Consider the following 21,197-nt stretch of genomic DNA (forward strand, 5'->3'; position numbering starts at 1 on the left):
ACTTGACATGATCGTGTGACGGTCTACAGAATTCAACAGCCGACGCTCAGGTTCTCGCATCCCGGAACACCCGCTGGAGGGCCGGATGTCCGTTGTCAGCAGTCGTCATTTCCTCCAGATCCCCGGACCCACGAACGTGCCCGACCGCGTGCTGCACGCCATCGCGCGCCCGACGATCGACCACCGCGGCCCCGAATTCGCGCGGCTCTTCCTGGACGTCCAGGAAGGCCTGCGGGACGTGCTGCGCACCGAGGGCGACGTGGTGGTCTACCCGTCGTCGGGCACCGGTGCCTGGGAAGCCGTCCTGGTCAACACCCTGTCCCCGGTGACCGCGTGCTCATGTACGAGACCGGGCACTTCGCCGCGCTGTGGAGCGAACTGGCCGGACGGCTCGGGTTCGTCCCCGAGGTGCTGCCCGGGGACTGGCGCAGCGGCGCCGACCCGGACGCGATCGAACGCAGGCTCCTCGCCGACCGGGAGCACGAGATCAAGGCCGTCGCGGTGGTGCACAACGAAACGTCGACCGGCGTGACCACCGCGGTGCCCGAGATCCGGGCCGCCCTCGACCGCGCCGGGCATCCGGCGCTGCTGCTGGTCGACACCATCTCCTCGCTCGGCTCGCTGGACTACCGGCACGACGAGTGGGGCGTCGACGTCACCGTCGGCTGCTCCCAGAAGGGGCTGATGCTGCCGCCCGGGATCGGGCTCAACGCGGTCGGCCCCCGGGCGCGCCGGGCCGCCGAGCGGGCCCGGGCACCGCGCGGCTACTGGGACTGGGAACCGCTGCTCGAAGCCGGGCGGAAGGGCTTCTCCCCGTACACCCCGCCGACGAACCTGCTGTTCGGGCTGCGCGAGGCGCTGGCCATGCTGCGCGAGGAAGGGCTCGAAGCGGTGGTCGCCCGGCACGACCGGCACGCCGAGGCCACCCGCGCCGCCGTCCGCGCGTGGGGCCTGGAGCTGCTGTGCCGCGAGGGGGCTCCGGCGACCCGCTTCAGCAGCGCGCTCACCGCGGTGCTGATGCCCGACGGGCACGACGCGGACCGGTTCCGCGAGGTCGTGCTGGCGCGCTTCGACATGTCGTTGGGCGCGGGCCTGTCCCGGTTGGCGGGCCGGGTGTTCCGGATCGGGCACCTCGGCGCCTTCAACGACCTCTCGCTGCTCGGCGCGCTCGGCGGCGTCGAAGCCGGGCTCCGCTCGGCCGGGGTGCCGCACCGCTCCGGCGGTGCGACGGCGGCGATCGCGGCGCTGGCCGATGTGGACGGTGCGGGGACCGCCCATGTCGCCTGAGCTGGTCTCGATCGTCGCGCTGGTCGCGATCTTCATCGTCACCGGGGTGTTCTCGGTGAACATGGGTGCGTTGGCGTTCGCCGCGGCGTTCCTGGTCGGCACCCTGGCCGGCGGGATGAGCTCGGACGACATCCTCGCCGGGTTCCCGGGCGACATCTTCATGGTGCTGGTCGGTGTCACGTACCTGTTCGCCATCGCCCGCGCCAACGGCACCATCGACTGGCTGGTCTACCAGTCCGTCCGGATGGTCAGCGGCAGGCTCCCGCTGATCCCGTGGGTGATGCTGGCGGTCTCGGGGCTGCTCACGGCGATCGGCGCGGTGCCCCCGGCGGCGGTGGCGATCATCGCCCCGGTGGCGATGGGCCTGGCGGTCAAGCACGGCATCTCGCCGCTGCTGATGTCGTTGATGGTCGTGCACGGCACGATGGTCGGCGGGTTCTCGCCGATCTCGGTGTTCGGCGTCATCGTCAACGGGGTGGTGCGCGGCAGCGATCTCGACGGCTCACCGCTGTTCCTGTTCTTCGGCAGCATGGTGGTGAACCTGGTGTTCGCCTTCGTCGCCTTCGTGGTCCTCGGCGGTCTCCGGTTGTCCCCGGCGGCCGACGGGGTGGCCGAGCAGGAGCGCGCGCTGGGCGCCGCGGTCGCCCCGGTCGCACTGGACCGCGACCGGATCCTGACCCTGGTGGGCATCGGCACGATGGTGGTGCTCACCTTGTTCCTGGAGCTGGACATCGGGCTGGTCGCGATCACCGTGGCGGTGCTGCTGGGCCTGATCTCCCCGCGCGCGCACAAGGACGCGGTGGCGCACGTGACCTGGCCGACGGTGCTGCTGATCTGCGGTGTGCTCACCTACGTCAGCGTGCTCCAGGAGATCGGCACCATCGACTACGTCAGCCAGGCGGTCAGCAGCCTGGGCGTGCCGCTGCTCTCGGCGCTGCTGCTGTGCTACATCGGCGCGGTGGTGTCGGCCTTCGCCTCCTCGACCGGTCTGCTCGGGGCGCTGATCCCGCTGGCCGTCCCGCTGATGGCCGCCGGGCAGGTCGAGGTGGCGAGCATGGTGGCGGCGCTGGCCATCGCCTCGACGGTGGTCGACATCAGCCCGTTCTCCACCAGCGGTGCGATCATGCTGGCCAACTCCCAGGAGGACGACCGCGACCACGTCTTCCGCCGGTTGCTCGTCTACGGCGCGACGATGGTGGTGGTGACGCCGCTGGTGGTGTGGGGCGCGATGATCGTGCCCGGGCTCGGCTGAGCGCCGGGCGACGGGGACCACAGGACGAGCCGGTGGGCAACGCGCCGTCCGGCGGATAGGTTCAGCGGCGGACCGTGCCGCCGGAGGCGGCTTGCTCGATTCCCGTAGGAAGTGCTGCGATGACCACGACGGATGTGCACCCGCTGCGGGCGCTGCTGCCGGACGGGCGCGTGATCGACGACGCCGACGTGCTGGAGGCGCACCGCCGCGATCGCGCCACGTTCTGCCCGGCGGGTGCCCCGGCGGTGCTGGTCCGGCCGCGGAGCACCGAGGAGGTCGCCACCGCGCTGGCGTGGGCGCACGAGAACCGCGTGCCGGTGGTCCCGCAGGGCGCCCGCTCCGGGCTGTCCGGCGCGGCCAACGCCACCGACGGCTGCGTGCTGCTGTCGCTGGAGAAGATGGACCGCGTTCTGGAGATCGACGCCGAGGAGCAGCTCGCGGTCGTGCAGCCGGGGGTGGTCAACGGCGTGCTGGCCACCGCGGTGGCCGAGCACGGGCTGTTCTACCCGCCCGACCCGGGGTCGCGCTCGATCTCCACCATCGGCGGCAACGTCGCGACCAACGCGGGCGGCATGTGCTGCGTGAAGTACGGCGTCACCGGCGATTTCGTGCGGGGGCTGGAGGTCGTGCTGGCCGACGGCCGGATCCTGCGCACCGGGCGCCGGACCGCCAAGGGCGTGGCCGGCTACGACCTCACCCACTTGGTCGTCGGTTCGGAGGGCACCCTCGGGGTGGTGACCGAGGTGACCGTGGCGCTGCGGCCCGTCGCCGCGCAACCGTTGACGGCCGTCGCGTTCTTCCCGACCGTCGGCGACGCCTGCCGCACCGTGGCCGGCTACCTCGGGGAGGGCTACCGCCCCTCGGTGCTGGAGTTCATGGACAGCCCGACCGTCGCCGCCGTGCAGCGGATCGCCGACCTCGGCTTCCCCGAGGGGATGGCGGCGATGCTCATCGTGCAGTCCGACCGGGGCGAGGCCGCACCGGCGGACCTGGCCGCGTTCGAGCGGGTGGCGCGCGGATTCGCCGCGTCCGACGTCGTGGTCGCCGACGACCCCGCTGAAGGTGAGCTGCTGATGCGGGCGCGGCGGCTGGTCGGGGACGCCCACGAGAAGCTGGGGCGGGCGCTGCTGATCGACGACGTGTGCGTGCCGCGCAAGCACCTGGTGGACCTCGTCGACGGACTGCACCGGATCGCGGGGGAGCACGGCGTCGAGGTGCTCTGCGCCGGGCACGCGGGCGACGGCAACATGCACCCGGTGGTCGCCTTCGACGAATCCGACGCCGAGGAGGCCGTGCGGGCGCAGCGGGCCTTCGACGCGATCATGGCGCTGGGCCTGGAACTGGGCGGCACGATCACCGGTGAGCACGGCGTCGGCCACCTGAAGAAGCACTGGCTGGGGCGCGAGCTGGACCCCGCGGCGCTGTGGGCGCAGCGCGAGATCAAGCGGGCGCTGGACCCGCGCGGCATCCTCAACCCGGAACGGGTGCTGCCCGAGGGGTGAACGCGGGCGGGGGCGGCCACCCGCGCGGGTGGCCGCCCCCGCCCGGCGGCTCAGTCGTGCTCGTACTCCTCGTCGTCCGGCACGATCCGCTGCTGCTCGGCGAGGTCGGCCGGGTCGACGTCCAGCGGCGCCTCCGGCGCCGGGCCCTGCTCCTCCTCGACCGGGCCTTCGTCCTGGGCCTGCTCGACGGCGTCGCCTTCGGCGGCTTCGGGGTTCATGCGTCCTCCCGTGTCCTCGTGAGCGGACCCGCACCCCGGCGGTGCGGGCGGGGGCCGGGCGGGATCCCGACGCCACCGCCTTCGCGGGGTACCCACTCGCGGCCGTTCTCAGCACCCGCCCTGGAACTCACCCGGGGTGACGAGCGCCGGTGCGCCCCGGAGGTCCGCTCCGGGGCGCACCCGACTCACCCGATGGACCGGCCCGCGTAGTCCGGCGGGGTGGTGACCAGCCCGGCGACCCGCTCGGCGATCGCCGCGGGCAGCGGGGTGGTGCCGCCGCGCTCGCCGTCGACGTGCAGGGCCATCAGCTCCTCGGTGGCCACCGGGGTCCCGTCCACGCTCATCTCGTGGCACAGCCGCAGCTTCTTCGGCCCGCTGCCGATCACCGCGCTGGTGACCACCAGCTCGGCGTCCGGGCCGACCTCGTGCAGGTACCGCACGTGGGCCTCGACGGTGTAGAGCGAGCAGCCGGTGCGGGACCGGTACTCGTGGTCCAGGCCGATCCGGTCCATCACCGCGTCGGTGGCGAAACCGAAGACGAGCACGTAGTAGGCCTCGCTGAGGTGCCCGTTGTAGTCGATCCACTCCGGCCGCACCCGGCGCCGCAGCGGCTCGAACCCGGTCACCGCGCGCCCCGAACGGCCTCGACCGCGCGCAGCACCGCGATCACCGCCCGGTCCCGGTCGGCCACCAGCTCGGCGATGTCCCGCCCGCCGGAGGCCGTCTCGCAGCCCTCGACCATCCGGTCGCGCAGCTCGTCGGTGAGCTCCGGGGCCTCCAGCCGGGTCCACGGGGACTTCAGCGACGGCCCGAAGTGGTCGAGCATGTGGGCCATGCCGCCTTCGCCGCCGGCGAGGTGGAAGGTCAGGCAGGGGCCGAACAGCGGCCAGCGCAGTCCGGGCCCCTCGGTGATGGAGGAGTCGATCTGCTCCACCGTCGCCTCGCCGTTGGCCACCATGTGCAGGGCCTCGCGCCAGATCGCCTCCTGCAGCCGGTTGGCGATGAAACCGGGCACCTCGCGGTCCATCGTGATCACCGACTTGCCCGCCACCTCGAAGAACGCCGAGGCCCAGTCCACCGCCCAGCGCTCCGTGCGCTCGCCGCCGACGACCTCCACCAGCGGGATGAGGTACGGCGGGTTGAACGGGTGCCCGACCACGAGCCGCTCCGGCCGGGCGCAGCCGGACTGCATCTCGGTCATGCCGTAGCCCGAGGTCGACGAGGAGATCACCACCCCGGGTGGGGTGGCCGCGTCGAGGCGGGCCAGCAGGTCCTGCTTGAGGCCCAGGTCCTCCGGCGCGCTCTCCTGCACGAACTCGGCGTCGGCGACCGCCTCCGGCAGCGTCGCGGCGATCGTCAGGTTCGCCCGGTCGGCACCGTCGGCCAGGCCGAGCTCGACCAGCGCGGGCCACGCCGCGTCGACCAGCCGGCGCAGCTTGGGTTCGAAGTCCGGCGCCGGGTCCCAGGCCGTGACCTGGTAGCCGCGCGCCAGGAAGTGCGCGACCCAGCCGCCGCCGATGACGCCCGCGCCGATGCAGGTGACGCGGCGGACCGCGGTGGGTTCGGGGGTTGCGTGCATCGTGTCCACTCCGTTCACCGCGCGGCCAGGCCGAGCTGCTCGCGGGCCTGCGCCGGGGACGCCACCGACATGCCCATGCCTTCGACGATGGTCACCGCGCGCTCGACGAGCTGCGCGTTGCTGGCCTTGACGCCCTTGCGCAGGTAGAGGTTGTCCTCCAGGCCGACCCGGACGTTGCCGCCGAGCGCGGCGGTCAGCCCGACCCAGCGGAGCTGGTCGCGGCCGAGCGCGAAGCTGGCCCAGTTCGCCCCCGCGGGCAGCATCCCGACCATCGCCTGCAGCAGCGCCGGATTCGGCGGCGCGCCCCACGGGATGCCCGAGCAGAGTTGGAACAGCGGCGGCGCGTCGATCAGCCCCTCGTCGATCATCTTGTTGGCGAACCACAGGTTGCCGGTGTCGAAGATCTCCAGCTCCGGGCGCACCCCGAGCTCCTGGATCCGCTTGGCCCCGGCGCGCAGCATGTCCGGGGTGGAGATGTAGAGCTGGCTGCCGTCGCCGAAGTTCAGCGAGCCGCAGTCGATCGTGCAGATGTCCGGCAGCAGCTCCTCCACGTGCGGCAGCCGCTCCAGCCCGCCGACCAGGTCGGTGCCGTCCACCGGCTTGAGCGGGTCCTCCTGGTCGATCACCAGGTCACCGCCCATCCCGGCGGTGAGGTTGATGACCACGTCGATGCCGGTTTCCTTGATCCGCTCGACGACCTCCCGGTACAGCGCGACCGCGCGCGAACCCTGCCCGGTCTCCACGTTGCGGACGTGGATGTGCACCACGGCCGCGCCGGCCTCGTGCGCCGCGACGGCGTCCCGGGCGATCTGCTCGGGGCTGACCGGGACGAACTCGCTCTTGCCGGTGGTGTCCGCGGCGCCGGTCAGCGCCGCGGTGATGATCACGTCGTTGGCCACGTGGTATTCCCTTCGGTCGTGCGCAGGACTTCGCGCTGGATGAATTCGTGCAGCACCCGCCGCATCCGCTCCACCGAGCGACCGGGTCGCCCGGCGAGCACCTGGATGCCCAGCCCGTCGATGAGCGCGGTCAGCGTCACCGCGAGCTCCTCGGCGTCGCGGTCGGTGAACACGCCCTGCCGCTGGCCTTCCCGGAGGGTCCGGGCGATGGTGTCGTGCCAGCGCGCGTAGGAGTCGCTGTGCAGCACCCGCAGGTCCGGGTCGAGAGCGCTCTCGTTCCAGACCTGCAACCAGATCGACCACTCCTGGCGCAGCCGCCCCTGGGCGGGGAGCTGGAGCTCGACCAACCGCAGCAGCCGCTCGTGCGCGTCGTCGATGCTGTGCAGCTCGGCGACCTGGCGGTCGAAGGCCAACCGGACCGAGTACCGCAGGGTCTCGGTCAGCAGGTCGCCGCGGGCGGGGAAGTGGTAGTGGATGGTGGCCGCGCTGGTGCCGCAGGCGCGGGCCACGTCCGCCACCCGGACGGCGTGGTACCCGCGCTCGGCGACCAGCCGCCAGGTCGCGTCCAGGATCTGCTGGTAGCGGCCGGTGCTGTCGCGATCGCCGGAGCGGGCGGTGCGCTGCGGCACCGCGACCGCCGTCCCGGGGTCGTCCTCGGTCCCGCTGAGCAGCCACTGCACCGTCACGCCGGTGGCCCCGGCGATCCGGGTCAGCTCCGCAGCGGTGAAGCGGCGGGTGCCGCTCAGCGATTTGGACAGCTTGGTCTGTTCCATCCCGATCAGCTCGGCGAACTCGCGCTGGCTCCCCGGGTGCTCGCGCAGCAGGGCGCGGACGCGGCCGGACAGGTCGGTGTCGTGCACGGTCGGAACCCTAACAGGACGTTGCGATAATCGCAATGATCGCCCGGATCGATGCGGCGACGGGTGTCCGTACTCGCAGGTGCAGTCGGTTTTGTGCGCTGCACTGCTGACCGTCGCATCGGTCAATCGCAAGGGGTGGGGGATGCATTCGGCCCGGCGTCGTGCTGAGCTGATCGCAGGACCGGAACGGAGGTGGCGGCGTGGCGGAGGCTACCGAGGCACCGCACCGGTGGCGGGTGCTGGCGCTCTGCCTGGCCGCCGGGTTCATGACGCTGCTCGACGTGAGCATCGTCAACGTGGCGCTGCCGTCGATCCAGCACGGACTCGAGGCCCCCAGCGCCGCGCTGGCCTGGGTGGTGTCCGGGTACGCCCTGGCGTTCGGCCTGGTCCTGGTGCCCGCCGGGCGCCTCGGGGACGACCGCGGCCGGGCCCGGATGTTCCTGTTCGCACTGGTCGCCTTCACCGCGGCCAGCGCGCTGGCCGGATTCGCCCAGGGCCCGGTGTGGCTGGTGGTGGCCCGCCTGGTGCAGGGGATGGCGGCGGGCCTGCTCAACCCGCAGGTGCTCGGTCTGATCCAGCAGCTGTTCCGGGGCCGGGAACGCGGCCGGGCGTTCGGGCTGTTCGGCACCGTGGTCGGCGTCTCCACCGCGATCGGGCCGCTGCTCGGCGGGGCGATCATCGAGCTGGCCGGCGACGTGCACGGGTGGCGGTGGGTGTTCTTCGTCAACGTGCCCATCGGCCTGCTGGCGCTCGGGTTCGGGATCAAGGTGCTGCCCGCCGACGTGCCGAGCGGGCGCGCCCGCAGCCTGGACCTGCCCGGCGTCGCGCTGCTGGCCGCCGGACTGCTGTGCCTCCTCCTCCCGCTGGTGCAGCAGGAGAGCGGGGACGCCCAGTGGTACCTGCTGCCCTTCTCGCCGCTGCTGCTGGCCGCCTTCGCCGGCTGGGAGCGCTGGTACGCCCGGCGCGGCCACGCGCCGCTGGTGGACCTGCGCCTGCTGCGGATCCGCAGCTACTCGTTCGGCGCCTCGCTGGCGCTGTTCTACTTCGCCGGGTTCACCAGCATCTTCTTCGTGCTGGCGGTGTACTTCCAGCGCGGGCTGGACTACTCGGCCCTGCAAGCGGGCCTGGCGCTGACCCCGTTCGCCGTCGGCTCGGCGGTCTCCGCCGCGCTCAGCGGCCGGTGGGTCAACCGGTTCGGCCGGAAGCTGGTGGTCGGCGGGCTGGTCACCGCGCTGCTGGGGCTGGTGGCCACCGACCTGCTGCTCGTGGTGCACACCGGGCCGCTGACCGGCCTGGTCATCGCCCCGGCGATGCTCGTGGCGGGGCTGGGCAGCGGGCTGGTCATCTCGCCGAACCAGACGGTCACCCTCAGCGAGGTCGACGTGGCGGGCGGCAGCACCGCGGCCGGGGTGCAGCAGACCGGGCAGCGGATCGGCACGGCCCTCGGCACCGCGGCGGCCTCCGGCCTGTTCTTCGGCACCCTGCCCGAGGGCGGTTACGACGCCGCCATCACGCTCGGCCTGGTGGTCTCGGTCGGCTTCGTCGCCATCGCGCTGGTGATCGGGATCGTCGAACTGCTGCTGCCCGGCCCGGTGCCGGGCCGCCAGGAGTGAGTCAGGATCCGCCGCGCCGGGCGAGCAGGGCGCGCCTGCGGCCGTAGCCGAAGTACAGCGCGAAGCCGATCAGCAGCCACGCGGCGAACCGCAGCCAGGTGATCACGTCCAGGTTGGACATCAGGTACAGGCAGGCCGCCGCCGTGAGGACCGGCAGCACCGGGGACAGCGGCATCCGGAACGGGCGCTCCACCTGGGGCTGGGTGCGGCGCAGCACCGGCACCGCCAGCGCGACGATGAAGAACCCGGACAGCGCGCCGATGCTGACCATGTCGGCCAGCTCGGAGATCGGGACGAAACCGGCGAGCAGCATGATCAGCACCGCGCCGGCGATGGTCATCCGGTGCGGCGTCCCCCATTTCGGGTGCACCTGGGAGAGCCGGGGCGGCAGCAGTCCGTCGCGGCTCATCGCGAACCCGATCCGGCCGATGGTCACCAGCTCGACCATCATCACCGAGGTCAGGCCGGTGATCGCCCCCAGCGACACCAGCACCGCCACCCACGGCTGGCCGACCGACTGGAAGGCCGCGGCCAGCGGGGCGCCCTCGTCGATCTGCCGGTAATCGACCATCGCGGTGAGCACGAAGGACACGCCCACGTACAGCAGCGTGCACACCACCAGGCTGCCCAGCAGCCCGACGGGCAGGTCGCGGCGGGGATCGCGGGTCTCCTCCCCGAGGTTGGCCAGCGCCTCGAACCCGGTGTAGGCGAAGAACACGATGGCGGCGGCGGTCAGGATGCCGCCGAAGCCGTAGACCGACTGCTCCATGCCCAGCAGCGCCTGCACCAGCGGTTGTTCGAGCGCGGTGGCGCTGGGCGCGGCGGGTTGGGCGGGCGGGACGAACGGGTCCAGGTTGGCGGCCCGGACGAAGAACAGCCCGGCGACCACGACGAGCACCGACACCGCGACCTTGACCACCACCAGCGCGTTGGTCACCCACGCGGACTCCCGGATGCCCGCCACCGCGACCGCGGTGAGCAGCGCGATGATGACCATGGCGCCGACGTTGACCGCGGCGTCCTCGCCGAACCACTCCGGCGGCAGGTCCAGCAGGTTCGCGACGTAACCGGACCAGCTCCGCGAGACCACCGCGGCGCCGAGCGCGAACTCCAGCAGCAGGTCCCAGCCGATGATCCAGGCGAAGATCTCGCCGAGCGAGGTGTAGGCGTAGGTGTAGGCGCTGCCCGCGGTGGGCACCGCCGAGGCCAGTTCCGCGTAGCACAGCGCGGCGAGCGCGGCCACCACGCCGCCGATCACGAAGGACAGCACCACGGCCGGGCCGGCGTGCTGCTTGGCCTCGATCCCGGTCAGCGTGAAGATGCCCGACCCGATGATGATGCCGATGCCGAAGCCGACGAGGTCCTTCCCGGTGAGCCGGCGCACCAGGTTCCCGCGCCGGCCCCGGTCCAGCACCTCGTCGACGGGCAGCTTCCGCAGCACGCTCATGGTGCCGCGCCGCAGGGGACGACGCCCCGCCCCGGCGACTCGGGCGGGGGATGGCCGCGCGGCGCTGCGCCGCTCACGCCGGGACCGAATCGGTCTGGCGGTCGAAGATGCGGTGCTCGCCGACCGCCGCGCAGAACTCGTCGAGGAAGCTCTGCGGCAGCTCCCCGCTGTCGGCGGTGACGAAGACCCCGAGGTGGGAGTTCACCCCGCGCGCGTCCCCCGCGGGCGGCAGCTCCGTGGCCCCGGAGCGGCGCAGCAGCTCGGTGCCCGCGCTGCTCACCGCCACCGGCTTGGCGTGCTTGTAGGCCTCGGCGACGAAGTGCACCGCGTAACCGTCGGCGAGCAGCGTCGCGGCGCTGTCCGTGCCGCCCGGCACGATCACCGCGTCGTAGACCACCGAGGCCATCGTGTTGATGGCGGCGTCCACGGACACCTCGTCGTTGCCGGTGCGGACCACGCCTTCGGTGGGCGCCAGCACCTCGGCGGTCGCGCCCCGCTCGGCCAGGCCGCGCCGGATCTGCTCGACCTCGCCGCCGTTGACCCCGTCGGCGACGAGCACGGCGACCTTGCGAGTGGCGGCGGTGCCGGTGACCGAGTTCGCCTGGCTCAACGCCGGCGAGCTCTTCCCGTGGTTGGCCGTCTCCTCCGGCGGGGCGGACAGGCCCAGGCCCTCGGCCACCCGCACCGCGAGCTCGTGGTCGACGCGGTTGAGCTGCTGCACCACGCCTTCCCGGACGTGGGTGTGGTCGACCTTGCCGAGCTCGAAGCGGAACGCGCCGACGATGTGCTCCTTCTCCCAGGACGACATGCTGTTCCAGAACAGGGTCGCCTGGCTGTAGTAGTCCTTGAAGCTCTCGCTGCGCTCGCGGATCTTGTGGCCCGCGACCTTCTCCTGGTAGTGCTGGAAGACGTCCTGATCGGCCCCGGCCACCATCGGGCACCCGCCGGAGATGCTGTTCTTGTAGTAGCTGGTGCGTCCCCGGTGGATCTGCTGCTGGCCGAAGCCGTCGCGCTGGTTGTTGGCCACCGCCGCGATCGGCCGGTTGATCGGCAGCTGCGCGAAGTTCGGCCCGCCCAGCCGGATGAGCTGGGTGTCCAGGTAGGAGAAGTTGCGCGCCTGCAGCAGCGGGTCGTTGGTGAAGTCGATGCCCGGCACCACGTTGGCGGTGTGGAAGGCGATCTGCTCGGTTTCGGCGAAGAAGTTCTCCGGGTTGCGGTCGAGCACCATCCGGCCCACCGGCCGCACCGGCACTTCTTCCTCCGGGATGATCTTCGTCGCGTCCAGCAGGTCGAAGTCGAAGTCGTGCTCGCGGGACTCCTCGACGAGCTGCACGCCCAGCTCCCACTCCGGGTACTGCCCGGCCTCGATCGCGTCCCACAGGTCGCGCCGGTTGTAGTCGGGGTCCTTGCCCGCGATCTTCTGGCACTCGTCCCAGACCAGCGAGTGCGTGCCCAGCATCGGCTTCCAGTGGAACTTCACGAAGATGCCCTTGCCCTCGCGGTTGACCAGCCGGAAGGTGTGCACCCCGAAGCCCTGCATCATGCGGTAGCTGCGCGGGATCGCCCGGTCCGACATCAGCCACATCATCATGTGCATCGTCTCGGGCTGGAGCTGGACGAAGTCCCACAGCGTGTCGTGCGCCGACTGGGCCTGCGGGATCTCGTTGTGCGGCTCGGGTTTGACCGCGTGCACGAAGTCGGGGAACTTGATGCCGTCGTGGATGAAGAACACCGGCATGTTGTTGGCGACCAGGTCGTAGTTGCCCTGCTCGGTGTAAAACTTGGTGGCGAAGCCGCGGACGTCGCGCACCGTGTCGGCCGAGCCCCGCGAACCGGCCACCGTGGAGAACCGCACGAAGACCTCGGTCCGCACGTTCGGGTCGGACAGGAAGCGGGCGGCGGTGTGCTCGGCGAGCCAGCCGTCGTAGGGCTGGAAGTGCCCGTAGGCCCCGGCGCCCCGCGCGTGCACTACCCGCTCCGGGATCCGCTCGTGGTCGAAGTGGGTGATCTTCTCCCGCGCGTGGAAGTCCTCCAGCAGCGTGGGGCCCCGCTCGCCGACCGACAACGAGTCGTCGGTGCTGTCCACCCGGACGCCCTGCTGGGTGGTGAGGTAGTTCTCGTCCAAGTCCTTGCGGACGCCGTCGAGCTGTTCCTGCTTGCGGTCGGCTGCCATCTCCGCTGTCCCCTCGAATCGGCTGCGGGTCAGCTCAGGTGTTCCCGCCGTGGTCGATGACTATGCCGACGTGGTGACGTTTCCGCCCGATGGTCGCGCCGGCCGCCCCGGCACCGCGGCGGCTGGCGCCCTCAGCCGAACCAGGGGAGCTGGCCGACCAGGCCCGGGGCGCCCGCGACCAGCAGGAAGTGCAGCGCGCGCCCGGCCAGGGCGGCACCGAGGAAGCCGAGCACCGGCAGGCCCGCGGCCCCGGAGAGCAGGCACATCAGGGTGAACGGGGGGATCCCCGGGATCGCGCTGAGGAACAGCACGCCCAGGCCCCACCACGGCTGCTGCCGGGTGCGCCGCTGGAAGGTGTCGAACCAGCGCGCCCAGCGGCCGGTCCGCTCCTTCTCGGCCATCCGGGAGAGCCGGTTGCCGAGGCTGAGGCCGCCGCGCCCGGCGAGGTAGAACACCGACTTGCCCGCGAGCTGGCCGACCGCCGCGGCCAGGCCCATCGCCCACCAGTTCAGCCCGTCGACGGTGGAGAGCACGCCGAGCAGGTACAACTCGATGTTGACCACCGGGAACACGGCGCCGAGCGCGGCGGTGCCCGCGGTGGTCAGCAGCCACTCGATCACCGGGCCGCCTCCGGGTGCTGCGGGCGGCGTCGGGCGGTCACGGCGGGCAACTCCGGAGGTCGGCGGGGGACGGGGCCGACCGAGGGTAGCTCATCGCTGGTCGGCGTCGGCGTCCCAGCTCAGCAGCCGGACCCGGCTGACCGTGCGCAGGTGCCTGCGCATCGCGCTGACCGCCGCCTTCGGATCGCCCGCCCGGATCGCCTCGGCGATCCGCTCGTGCTGGGCCAGCGACCGGGCGGGGCGGCGCGGTTGGCGCAACGACTCCTGGCGGCTCTCGGCGATCTCGGCGGCGATGGTGCGCATGAACTCGGCGAGCAGCCCGCTGCGGCCCGCGGCGGTGATCGCGGCGTGGAACCGGCGGTCGCCGTCCACGCCCAGCCCGCCGTCGGCGATCTCCCGGCGCATGTCCGCCAGCGCCGCGTCGATCTCGGCGAGGTCCTCGTCGGTGCGGCGCCGCGCCGCGAGGTCGGCCAGTTTGGTCTCCAGCGCCTCGCGGGCCTCGAGCACCTCGGGGAGGCGCCGCTGGCGGGCGACCAGCTCCTCGACCGGTTCGGTGTCCAGCGAGGCGCGGCGCAGGTAGCTGCCGCCGCCGTGGCGGACCTCGACGAGACCTTGGACCTCCAGCACCACCAGCGCCTGCTTCACCGACGCCCGGCTGACCCCGAGCCGTTCGGCGAGCTCGCGCTCCGGCGGCAACCGGTCCCCGACGTCGAGCCCGCGTTCCCGCACGTGCTCGCGCAGCCGGGCCACGACCTGCTCGTACAGGCGCGATCGGGACAGCGGGCGCAGCGCTTCGGGCACGGGGACCTCCGGACGGACGGCGGAGACCAGGCTAGCACCGGAGATGAGGACGAGTGGCTGAGCCAATTCGGCCTTGACGAGGTGCGCCGACCCCGGCAAAGGTGGATCCCACCGGTCGCCGACCGCACCAGCGGCCCGGCCCGGATCGTCGTCCCCACGCCGGAGGTGGTCATGGCCGCGCAGGTGCTGTTCCCCAAGTTGCGGGAGCCCGACGAGACGGAGGCGCTGCGCTTCGGCGACCGCGCGCTGACCTACCGGGAGCTGGCCGGGGTGGCCGGTGCGCTGGCCGAACGCCTCGCCGGCACCAGCCGCGCGGCGGTGTGGGCCACCAACACCCTGGAGACCTGCGCGGCGGTGCTCGGCGGGCTGGCCGCGGGGGTCGCGGTGGTGCCGATCAACCCCAAGGTGGGGGAGCGGGAGCTCGCGCACATCGTGGCCGACAGCGAACCCGAGGTGCTGCTCGCCGAACCGGGGTTCCAGCCGCCGCCGGGACTGGCCGGGCTGGCGGTGCACGAGGTGGACGTCACCGCCCGGGGCGGAGCGCTGCCCGCCGAAGCCGCTCCGGAGGCGCCGGCGCTCATCGTCTACACCTCCGGGACCACCGGGCCGCCCAAGGGCGTGGTGCTGCCCCGGCGCGCCCTCAGCGCCAACCTCGACGCCCTCGCCGAGGCGTGGGCCTGGACCGCCGAGGACGTGCTGGTGCACGGGCTGCCGCTGTTCCACGTGCACGGTCTGATCCTGGGCACGCTGGGGCCGGTGCGCCTCGGCGGCTCGGTGCACCACCTCGGGCGCTTCTCCTCGCGGGCCGCCGCCGACGCGCTCGCCGGACCGGCGACCATGCTGTTCGGCGTCCCGACCATGTACCACCGGCTCGCCGACGACGCCGAGGGCGACCCCTCGATCGCCGCCGCCGTCGGGGGCGCCCGGTTGCTGGTCTCCGGCTCGGCCGCGCTGCCCGCCGTGGAACACGCCCGCATCGAGCGGCTCACCGGCCAGCGGGTCGTGGAGCGCTACGGGATGAGCGAGACGATCATGAACTGCGGGGTCCGCGCCGACGGCGACCGCAGGCCCGGCTACGTCGGTCGGCCCTTCGCCGGGGTGGAGCTGAAGCTGGTCGACGAGCGGGACGCCGAGATCGAGGCCAGCGACGACGCCACCGTCGGCGAGATCCTGGTGCGCGGGTCCAACCTGTTCAGCGGGTACCTCAACCGCCCGGACGCCACCGAGGCCGCGTTCACCGACGGCTGGTTCCGCACCGGGGACATGGCCACCCGCGCGCCCGACGGCTACGTCCGCATCGTGGGGCGCAAGGCGACCGACATCATCAAGAGCGGCGGCTACAAGATCGGCGCCGGTGAGATCGAGAACGCGCTGCTGGAGCATCCGGCGGTGGCCGAGGTCGCGGTCACCGGCGAGCCCGACGACGACCTCGGCGAGCGGATCGTGGCCTGGATCGTGCCCGCCGAGGGCACCTCGATCAGCGGGGCGGAGGCGGCCGACCACGTCGCGGGCCTGCTCACCCCGCACAAGCGCCCCCGGGAGGTGCGGCTGGTCGAGGCGCTGCCCCGCAACGAGATGGGCAAGGTCCAGAAGAAGGCGTTGCTGCCCGCCGGGGGAGCGCGGCGGGATGGCTGACCGCGTCCCGGCCCGCACCCTCGTCGAGTCGCTGAGCAGCGGCTTCGAGGAGTTCGCGGCGCCGGAGCCGGCCACCGCCCCGGACGGCCCGCTGGGCTGGCCCGGCTACGACGAGCAGCGCGCCCGCGCCGCCGCGGCCGGGGCCGACGAGGCGGTGCTGTGCGGGCGCGGGACCGTCGGCGGGCGCGAGGCGGTGCTGATCGCGTTCGACTTCGGCTTCCTCGGCGGGTCGGTCGGCGAAGCGGCCGGGGCGCGGATCGCGGCGGCCTTCGAGCGGGCCGGGGACCTGCGGCTGCCCGTGGTGTCGCTGATCGCCTCCGGCGGCAGCCGGATGCAGGAGGGCATCCGCGCGCTGGGGCAGCTGCAGACCATCGCCCGGGCCTGCCTGCTGCTCCGGCAGGCCCGCCTCCCGCACATCGCGGTGCTGCGCCACCCCACCACCGGGGCATGTGGGCGACGTTGGGCGCCTCGGCGGACGTGGTGCTGGCGCTGCCGGGGGCGGCCGTCGCCTTCGGTGGCAGCCGGGTCCGCGCTCCCGGCGACGACGAGGAACCGTTCACCGCCGAGGGGAAGCTGGCCACCGGGCAGATCGACCAGGTCGTCGGACCCGACGAGCTGCCCGCCGCGCTGGCCCGCGCCGTCGACCTGCTGCACCCGGAACGGCTGGTCCGGCCGCCGCGCCCGGCGGAGGTGCCGCGCGCGCTGACCGACCACCCCGAGCCCGGCACCGGGTGGGAAGCGGTGCGGCGGGCCCGCGCCGCGGACCGGCCGCGGGCGCCGGAGTACCTGGACCGCTACTTCGAGACCCGCTTCGCGCTCAGCGGCGACCGCTGCGGCGGGGTGGACCCGGGGATGCTCTGCGGACTCGGCCTGCGGGAAGGCCGACCGGTGGCCTTCGCGGCGCAGACGGGCACCGCCAACACCGCCGCCGGGTTCCGCACCGCGGCCCGGCTGATCCGGCTGGCCGACCAGCTCGGCATCCCGGTGCTGACCCTGGTGGACACCCCGGGGCGGCCAACGACGGCGCGGCCGAGCGGGCGGGGGTGGGCCCGGCGATCGCGGAGGTGTTCACCGCCGTCGCCGAGGCGCGGGTGCCGATCACCACGCTGGTCGTCGGCGAGGGCGGTTCCGGGGGTGCGCTCGCGCTGGCCGCGCCGGAGCGGACCTGGATCACCCCGGACGCCTACTTCGCCGTGATCGCCCCGGAGCTGAGCGCGGCGATCCTCAAGCGCGGCACCGAGGACGCCGCCGAACTCGCGGGATGGATGCGGCTGCGCCCCCAGGACCTGCTGGAACTCGGTTTCGCGGCGGGTGTCGCGGCGCGCTGATCCGCCCGTCGTGGCTGTGGGGCATCGCACCGGCGGCGGTCGGTGCGCGCCGCCGGTGCGGCGTGGGACCGTTCCCGTGACCGGATGAGCAGACGTCCGCCGGGCGGCGTCGAGCCCCGGATGAGTGGATCATCTCACCTGCGCTGGTCGCCCTCGGTGATCAATGCCACCCGTTGGGCGGGAGATCGTCCCCGTTCCGTGTTCTAAACTCAGGCTCGCCTGACAAAGGTTAGGCTAGCCTGACTTTAGAAGGGACGAGATGGACCGGACGGGGATCGGCGGCAAGGTCGCGGTGGTGACGGGCGCGGCCGGGGCATCGGCGCCGCGGTGGTCGGCGCCCTGGCCGAACGGGGCGCCCTGGTCGCGGCGCTGGATCGCGATGCCGCCGCGGTGGAGGCCGTCGCCGACGGGCTGCGGCAGCAGGGGCACGCGGTGCACGCCCACCGGGTCGACGTCACCGACGCGGCCGAGGTCGCCGACGCCACGGCGCGCGTCGAAGCCGAGCTCGGGCCGATCGACCTCCTCGCCAACGTCGCCGGGGTGCTGCAGTTCGGCACGGTGCGCGACCTCACCGACGAGGACTGGGCGCGGACCTTCGCGGTCAACACCACCGGGGTCTTCCACCTGTGCCGGGCGGTGTCCCGGTACATGGTCGAGCGCGGGCGGGGCGCCATCGTCACGGTGGGCTCGAACTCCGCCGGCGTGCCCCGGCACGGCATGTCCGCCTACGGTGCCTCCAAGGTGGCGGCGAGCCTGTTCACCAAGTCCCTGGGGCTGGAGCTGGCCGAGCACGGCATCCGGTGCAACGTCGTGGCCCCCGGCTCGACCGACACCGGGATGCTGCGGGGCATGACCGGTGGCGACCCCGCCAGCGTCATCGCCGGTTCGGCGGCGGAGTACAAGGCGGGCATCCCGCTGCGCAAGCTCGCGACGCCGGCCGACATCGCCGAGTCCGTGGTGTTCCTGCTCTCCGACCAGGCCGGCCACATCACCATGCACGACCTGTACGTCGACGGTGGCGCGACCCTGCGCGCCTGACAGCGCCGCGAAACCGGCGGCAGGAAGGTTCCCATGACCACGATCGACAGCGATATCGACGGCCTCGTCGCCGAGGAGGCGACGCGCCTGCTGGCGGCCTACGAGGCGGGTTCGTCGTTCTTCTTCTCCTCCTCGCGCGGCATGATGCTGGCCCGGGGCGTCGACGCCACGGTGCCCAAGACGTCGTGCGCGCGCGCCGACCTGCCCGGTCGGGTCCGCGAGTTCCTGGCCGGGGCCGCCGAGTTCGGGCGGCACAACCCGGTGGTGGTGGGCGCGGTGCCGTTCGGCCCGAACCTGCCCGCGCACCTGGTGCTGCCCTCCGAGGTGGTCCGCGCCGACCCGCCCGCGGTGGCGGTGCCGCGGTCGGCGCGCGGCGAGGCCCCGCGGTGCTCGGTGCGGCAGGTCCCCAGCGCCGCGGAGTACGAGCGCGGCGTCGAGCGGGTGCTGCGCCGGTTCGACGACGGCGACCTGAGCAAGGTCGTGCTCGCCCGGACCCTGGAGCTCACCCCGGAGTCCCCGGTCGACGTCCGCGACGTGCTGGGCAACCTGGCGCTGGCCGACCCGAGCGGCTTCACCTTCGCGGTGGACCTGCCCCGGCGCGGGGAGGACGGCACCCGGGACACCGCCGGTCCGCAGCCCCCGCTGGGCCGCACCTTCCTCGGGGCCAGCCCCGAGCTGCTGGTGTCCCGGCGCGGCACCGCGGTGCGCTCCAACCCGATGGCCGGGTCCCGGCCGCGCAGCAGCGATCCGGCCGAGGACCGGCGCCGCGCCGAGGAGCTCGCCGACTCCGACAAGGACCTCCGGGAGCACGCCGCGGTGGTCGAGGCGGTCGTGCGGGCGCTGGAACCGCTGTGCACCGACCTGCGGGTGCCCAGCCGGCCCTCGGTGATCAGCACCGCCGCGATGTGGCACCTGGCCACCGAGATCACCGGCGAGCTGCGCGACCCGCGGACCTCCTCCCTCGAACTCGCCGACGCCCTGCACCCGACCCCGGCGGTGTGCGGCACCCCGGTGGCCGCGGCCCGCTCGGTGATCGGCGAGACCGAACCGTTCGACCGCGGGTACTACGCGGGGATGGTCGGCTGGTGCGACGCGGCGGGCGACGGCGAGTGGGTGGTGGCCATCCGCTGCGCGGAGATCGAGGAGGAGGGCCTGCGGCTGTTCGCCGGCGCGGGCATCGTCGCCGGCTCCGACCCGGCCGACGAACTGGCCGAGACCTCCGCGAAGTTCCGCACCGCGCTGTCCGCGATGGGCCTGGACCAAGCCGTCTCACGCTGAGGAGGAACCACCAGAATGACCGGACCGGCACCGCTGCCCGGCTGCCCCACCTGGCCCGAGGAGTTCGCCGCCCGCTACCGGGCGGCCGGCTACTGGCGGGGCGACACCTTCGGCTCGATGCTGCGCGAGCGCGCCGCCGAGCACCCCGACCGGATCGCCGTCGTCGGCGGTGACCGGCGGGTGTCCTACGGCGAGCTGGACGCCCGCGCCGACCGGCTGGCGGCCGGGCTGCACCGGCTCGGCATCGCCCCGCGGGACCGCGTCGTCGTGCAGCTCCCCAACATCCCGGAGTTCTTCGACGTCTGCTTCGCGCTGTACCGGCTCGGCGCCGTGCCGGTGTTCGCGCTGCCGACCCACCGGCTGACCGAGGTCGGGTACTTCTGCGAGTTCAGCGAGGCGGTCGCCTACATCACCGCCGACGTCGAAGCCGGGTTCGACCACCGGGTGCTGGCCGCCGAGGTGCGGCGCGAGGTGCCGGGGCTGCGCCACGTGCTCATCGCGGGCGACCCGGGCGACTCCGGCTTCACCGCGCTGTCCGATGTGGACGCCGAGCCGGCGGACCTGGCCGGTCCGCACCCGGGGGACATCGCGTTCCTCCAGCTCTCCGGCGGCAGCACCGGCGTGCCCAAGCTGATCCCGCGCACCCACGACGACTACCTGTACTCGTTCCGCGCCAGCGACGAGATCTGCGGCGTCACCGAGGACACGGTGTTCCTCGGCGCGCTGCCCATCGCGCACAACTTCCCGATGAGCTCGCCGGGCACCTTCGGGGTGCTGCACGCGGGCGGTCGCGTGGTGCTGGCCCGCAGGCCCAGCCCCGACGAGGTGTTCCCGCTGATCGAGCGGGAACGGGTCACGCTGGCCGCCGCGGTGCCGCCGCTGGCGCTGGTCTGGCTCGACGCCGCACCGGACACCGAGCACGACCTGTCCAGCCTGGAGGTGCTCCAGATCGGCGGCGCCAAGTGCAGCGAGGAGGTCGCCAAGCGGGTCCGCCCGGTGCTCGGCGCGACCTTGCAGCAGGTGTTCGGGATGGCCGAGGGCCTGGTGAACTACACCCGCCTGGACGACCCGGAGGAGGTCATCCTCACCACCCAGGGGCGGCCGATCTCGCCGGACGACGAGGTGCTCGTCGTCGACGACGAGGACAACCCGGTGCCCGCGGGGGAGACCGGCCACCTGCTCACCCGGGGGCCCTACACCATCCGCGGCTACTACCGGGCCGAGGAGCACAACGCGCGGGCGTTCACCCCGGACGGCTTCTACCGCACCGGTGACGTGGTCCGCCTGACGCCCGAGGGCAACGTCGTGGTCGAGGGGCGGGCGAAGGACCAGATCAACCGGGGCGGTGAGAAGGTCGCCGCCGAGGAGGTCGAGAACCACCTGCTCGCGCACCCCGACGTGCACGACGCCGCGGTGGTCGCCATGCCGGACGACTACCTGGGGGAGCGCAGCTGCGCCTTCGTGGTCCCGCGCGGGACGCCGCCCAAGCCCCGCGAGCTCATCAAGTTCGTCCGCGAACGCGGGCTGGCCGGCTACAAGGTGCCGGACCGGGTCGAGTTCGTCGAGCAGTTCCCGCAGACCGGGGTCGGCAAGATCAGCAAGCGCGAGCTGCGCGAGGCGATCGTGCGCGAACTGGTCCCCGAACTGCACCGGGGCCGCTGAGGCGG

The 21,197-nt window shown here is 73.2% G+C and carries 16 protein-coding genes and 2 pseudogenes; 9 read left to right on the plus strand and 9 right to left on the minus strand.

The features are described from left to right. Positions 1 to 339 precede the first annotated feature (339 nt). From ACQP0T_RS13315 to ACQP0T_RS13325, 3 genes are all read left to right on the plus strand, one after another. Positions 340 to 1,287: a pyridoxal-phosphate-dependent aminotransferase family protein gene (locus ACQP0T_RS13315; RefSeq protein WP_433873384.1), complete on the plus strand. Its 948-nt coding sequence runs from the start codon at positions 340 to 342 to the stop codon at positions 1,285 to 1,287. Continuing rightward, positions 1,277 to 2,539, plus strand: coding sequence for an SLC13 family permease (locus tag ACQP0T_RS13320; protein WP_433873386.1), 1,263 nt, complete (start codon positions 1,277 to 1,279; stop codon positions 2,537 to 2,539). The genes ACQP0T_RS13315 and ACQP0T_RS13320 overlap by 11 nt, the downstream gene beginning before the upstream one ends. 119 nt (positions 2,540 to 2,658) lie before the next feature. Further along, the gene (locus ACQP0T_RS13325; RefSeq protein WP_433873388.1) at positions 2,659 to 4,041 is read left to right on the plus strand and encodes an FAD-binding oxidoreductase; all 1,383 of its coding nucleotides are present in this window, start codon (positions 2,659 to 2,661) and stop codon (positions 4,039 to 4,041) included. A 50-nt stretch (positions 4,042 to 4,091) separates the two neighbouring features. On the opposite strand, the gene ACQP0T_RS13330 is transcribed toward ACQP0T_RS13325, so the two are convergent. The 5 genes from ACQP0T_RS13330 to ACQP0T_RS13350 form a co-directional block, all read right to left on the minus strand. Beyond that, positions 4,092 to 4,259 (minus strand): hypothetical protein, encoded by a 168-nt coding sequence (locus ACQP0T_RS13330; protein ID WP_433873389.1) that lies wholly within the window; start codon positions 4,257 to 4,259, stop codon positions 4,092 to 4,094. A 185-nt stretch (positions 4,260 to 4,444) separates the two neighbouring features. Next, the gene (locus ACQP0T_RS13335; RefSeq protein ID WP_345366572.1) at positions 4,445 to 4,885 is read right to left on the minus strand and encodes a thioesterase family protein; all 441 of its coding nucleotides are present in this window, start codon (positions 4,883 to 4,885) and stop codon (positions 4,445 to 4,447) included. Then, the gene (locus ACQP0T_RS13340; RefSeq protein ID WP_433873391.1) at positions 4,882 to 5,838 is read right to left on the minus strand and encodes a 3-hydroxyacyl-CoA dehydrogenase NAD-binding domain-containing protein; all 957 of its coding nucleotides are present in this window, start codon (positions 5,836 to 5,838) and stop codon (positions 4,882 to 4,884) included. The genes ACQP0T_RS13335 and ACQP0T_RS13340 overlap by 4 nt, the downstream gene beginning before the upstream one ends. A 14-nt stretch (positions 5,839 to 5,852) precedes the next feature. Beyond that, positions 5,853 to 6,737: a 3-keto-5-aminohexanoate cleavage protein gene (locus ACQP0T_RS13345; RefSeq protein WP_433873393.1), complete on the minus strand. Its 885-nt coding sequence runs from the start codon at positions 6,735 to 6,737 to the stop codon at positions 5,853 to 5,855. Further along, on the minus strand, positions 6,722 to 7,510 hold the full coding sequence (locus ACQP0T_RS13350) for a TetR/AcrR family transcriptional regulator (protein WP_369774621.1): 789 nt from the start codon (positions 7,508 to 7,510) through the stop codon (positions 6,722 to 6,724). Before ACQP0T_RS13350 ends, ACQP0T_RS13345 begins: the two co-directional genes overlap by 16 nt. A gap of 287 nt (positions 7,511 to 7,797) precedes the next feature. Here ACQP0T_RS13350 and ACQP0T_RS13355 point away from each other — a divergent pair, with 287 nt between their 5' ends. Next, a complete protein-coding gene (locus ACQP0T_RS13355; RefSeq protein WP_345366564.1) occupies positions 7,798 to 9,210 on the plus strand; it encodes an MFS transporter in 1,413 nt (470 codons plus the stop codon). Position 9,211: 1 nt separating this feature from the next. Here ACQP0T_RS13355 and ACQP0T_RS13360 read toward each other — a convergent pair whose 3' ends face one another. From ACQP0T_RS13360 to ACQP0T_RS13375, 4 genes are all read right to left on the minus strand, one after another. Then, entirely contained in the window at positions 9,212 to 10,657 is a 1,446-nt protein-coding gene (locus ACQP0T_RS13360; protein WP_433873395.1) for an amino acid permease, read from the minus strand. A 73-nt stretch (positions 10,658 to 10,730) separates the two neighbouring features. Further along, positions 10,731 to 12,830: a catalase gene (locus tag ACQP0T_RS13365; protein ID WP_433873397.1), complete on the minus strand. Its 2,100-nt coding sequence runs from the start codon at positions 12,828 to 12,830 to the stop codon at positions 10,731 to 10,733. A 131-nt stretch (positions 12,831 to 12,961) separates the two neighbouring features. Beyond that, entirely contained in the window at positions 12,962 to 13,450 is a 489-nt protein-coding gene (locus tag ACQP0T_RS13370) for a VTT domain-containing protein (RefSeq protein WP_345366558.1), read from the minus strand. Between the two features lie 90 nt (positions 13,451 to 13,540). Then, positions 13,541 to 14,251, minus strand: a complete 711-nt coding sequence (locus tag ACQP0T_RS13375; RefSeq protein WP_345366556.1) for a FadR/GntR family transcriptional regulator — start codon at positions 14,249 to 14,251, stop codon at positions 13,541 to 13,543. A gap of 171 nt (positions 14,252 to 14,422) precedes the next feature. Here ACQP0T_RS13375 and ACQP0T_RS13380 point away from each other — a divergent pair, with 171 nt between their 5' ends. From ACQP0T_RS13380 to ACQP0T_RS13400, 5 genes and pseudogenes are all read left to right on the plus strand, one after another. Further along, positions 14,423 to 15,886 carry an acyl-CoA synthetase gene (locus ACQP0T_RS13380; protein WP_433873399.1) on the plus strand — a complete coding sequence of 488 codons (1,464 nt, stop codon included), beginning with the start codon at positions 14,423 to 14,425 and terminating at the stop codon, positions 15,884 to 15,886. Further along, positions 15,879 to 17,214 (plus strand): annotated as a pseudogene (locus ACQP0T_RS13385) (carboxyl transferase domain-containing protein). Before ACQP0T_RS13380 ends, ACQP0T_RS13385 begins: the two are co-directional and overlap by 8 nt. Before the next feature lie 259 nt (positions 17,215 to 17,473). Next, positions 17,474 to 18,252, plus strand: a pseudogene (locus ACQP0T_RS13390) (2,3-dihydro-2,3-dihydroxybenzoate dehydrogenase). A gap of 33 nt (positions 18,253 to 18,285) precedes the next feature. Further along, positions 18,286 to 19,530: an isochorismate synthase DhbC gene (dhbC, locus tag ACQP0T_RS13395; protein WP_345366548.1), complete on the plus strand. Its 1,245-nt coding sequence runs from the start codon at positions 18,286 to 18,288 to the stop codon at positions 19,528 to 19,530. 15 nt (positions 19,531 to 19,545) lie between these two features. Continuing rightward, positions 19,546 to 21,192 (plus strand): (2,3-dihydroxybenzoyl)adenylate synthase, encoded by a 1,647-nt coding sequence (locus ACQP0T_RS13400; protein ID WP_433873400.1) that lies wholly within the window; start codon positions 19,546 to 19,548, stop codon positions 21,190 to 21,192. Positions 21,193 to 21,197 lie beyond the last annotated feature (5 nt).

It is taken from the genome of Saccharopolyspora sp. CA-218241, from assembly GCF_050954615.1.
Taxonomy (GTDB): Bacteria; Actinomycetota; Actinomycetes; order Mycobacteriales; family Pseudonocardiaceae; genus Saccharopolyspora; species Saccharopolyspora cebuensis.

Coding starts and splice junctions, on each gene's coding strand:
- ACQP0T_RS13315 (WP_433873384.1), top strand. CDS start 340: ATGTACGAGACCGGGCACTTCGCCGCGCTGTGGAGCGAACTGGCCGGA.
- ACQP0T_RS13320 (WP_433873386.1), top strand. CDS start 1,277: ATGTCGCCTGAGCTGGTCTCGATCGTCGCGCTGGTCGCGATCTTCATC.
- ACQP0T_RS13325 (WP_433873388.1), top strand. CDS start 2,659: ATGACCACGACGGATGTGCACCCGCTGCGGGCGCTGCTGCCGGACGGG.
- ACQP0T_RS13330 (WP_433873389.1), bottom strand. CDS start 4,259: ATGAACCCCGAAGCCGCCGAAGGCGACGCCGTCGAGCAGGCCCAGGAC.
- ACQP0T_RS13340 (WP_433873391.1), bottom strand. CDS start 5,838: ATGCACGCAACCCCCGAACCCACCGCGGTCCGCCGCGTCACCTGCATC.
- ACQP0T_RS13350 (WP_369774621.1), bottom strand. CDS start 7,510: ATGGAACAGACCAAGCTGTCCAAATCGCTGAGCGGCACCCGCCGCTTC.
- ACQP0T_RS13360 (WP_433873395.1), bottom strand. CDS start 10,657: ATGAGCGTGCTGCGGAAGCTGCCCGTCGACGAGGTGCTGGACCGGGGC.
- ACQP0T_RS13365 (WP_433873397.1), bottom strand. CDS start 12,830: ATGGCAGCCGACCGCAAGCAGGAACAGCTCGACGGCGTCCGCAAGGAC.
- ACQP0T_RS13380 (WP_433873399.1), top strand. CDS start 14,423: ATGGCCGCGCAGGTGCTGTTCCCCAAGTTGCGGGAGCCCGACGAGACG.
- dhbC (WP_345366548.1), top strand. CDS start 18,286: ATGACCACGATCGACAGCGATATCGACGGCCTCGTCGCCGAGGAGGCG.
- ACQP0T_RS13400 (WP_433873400.1), top strand. CDS start 19,546: ATGACCGGACCGGCACCGCTGCCCGGCTGCCCCACCTGGCCCGAGGAG.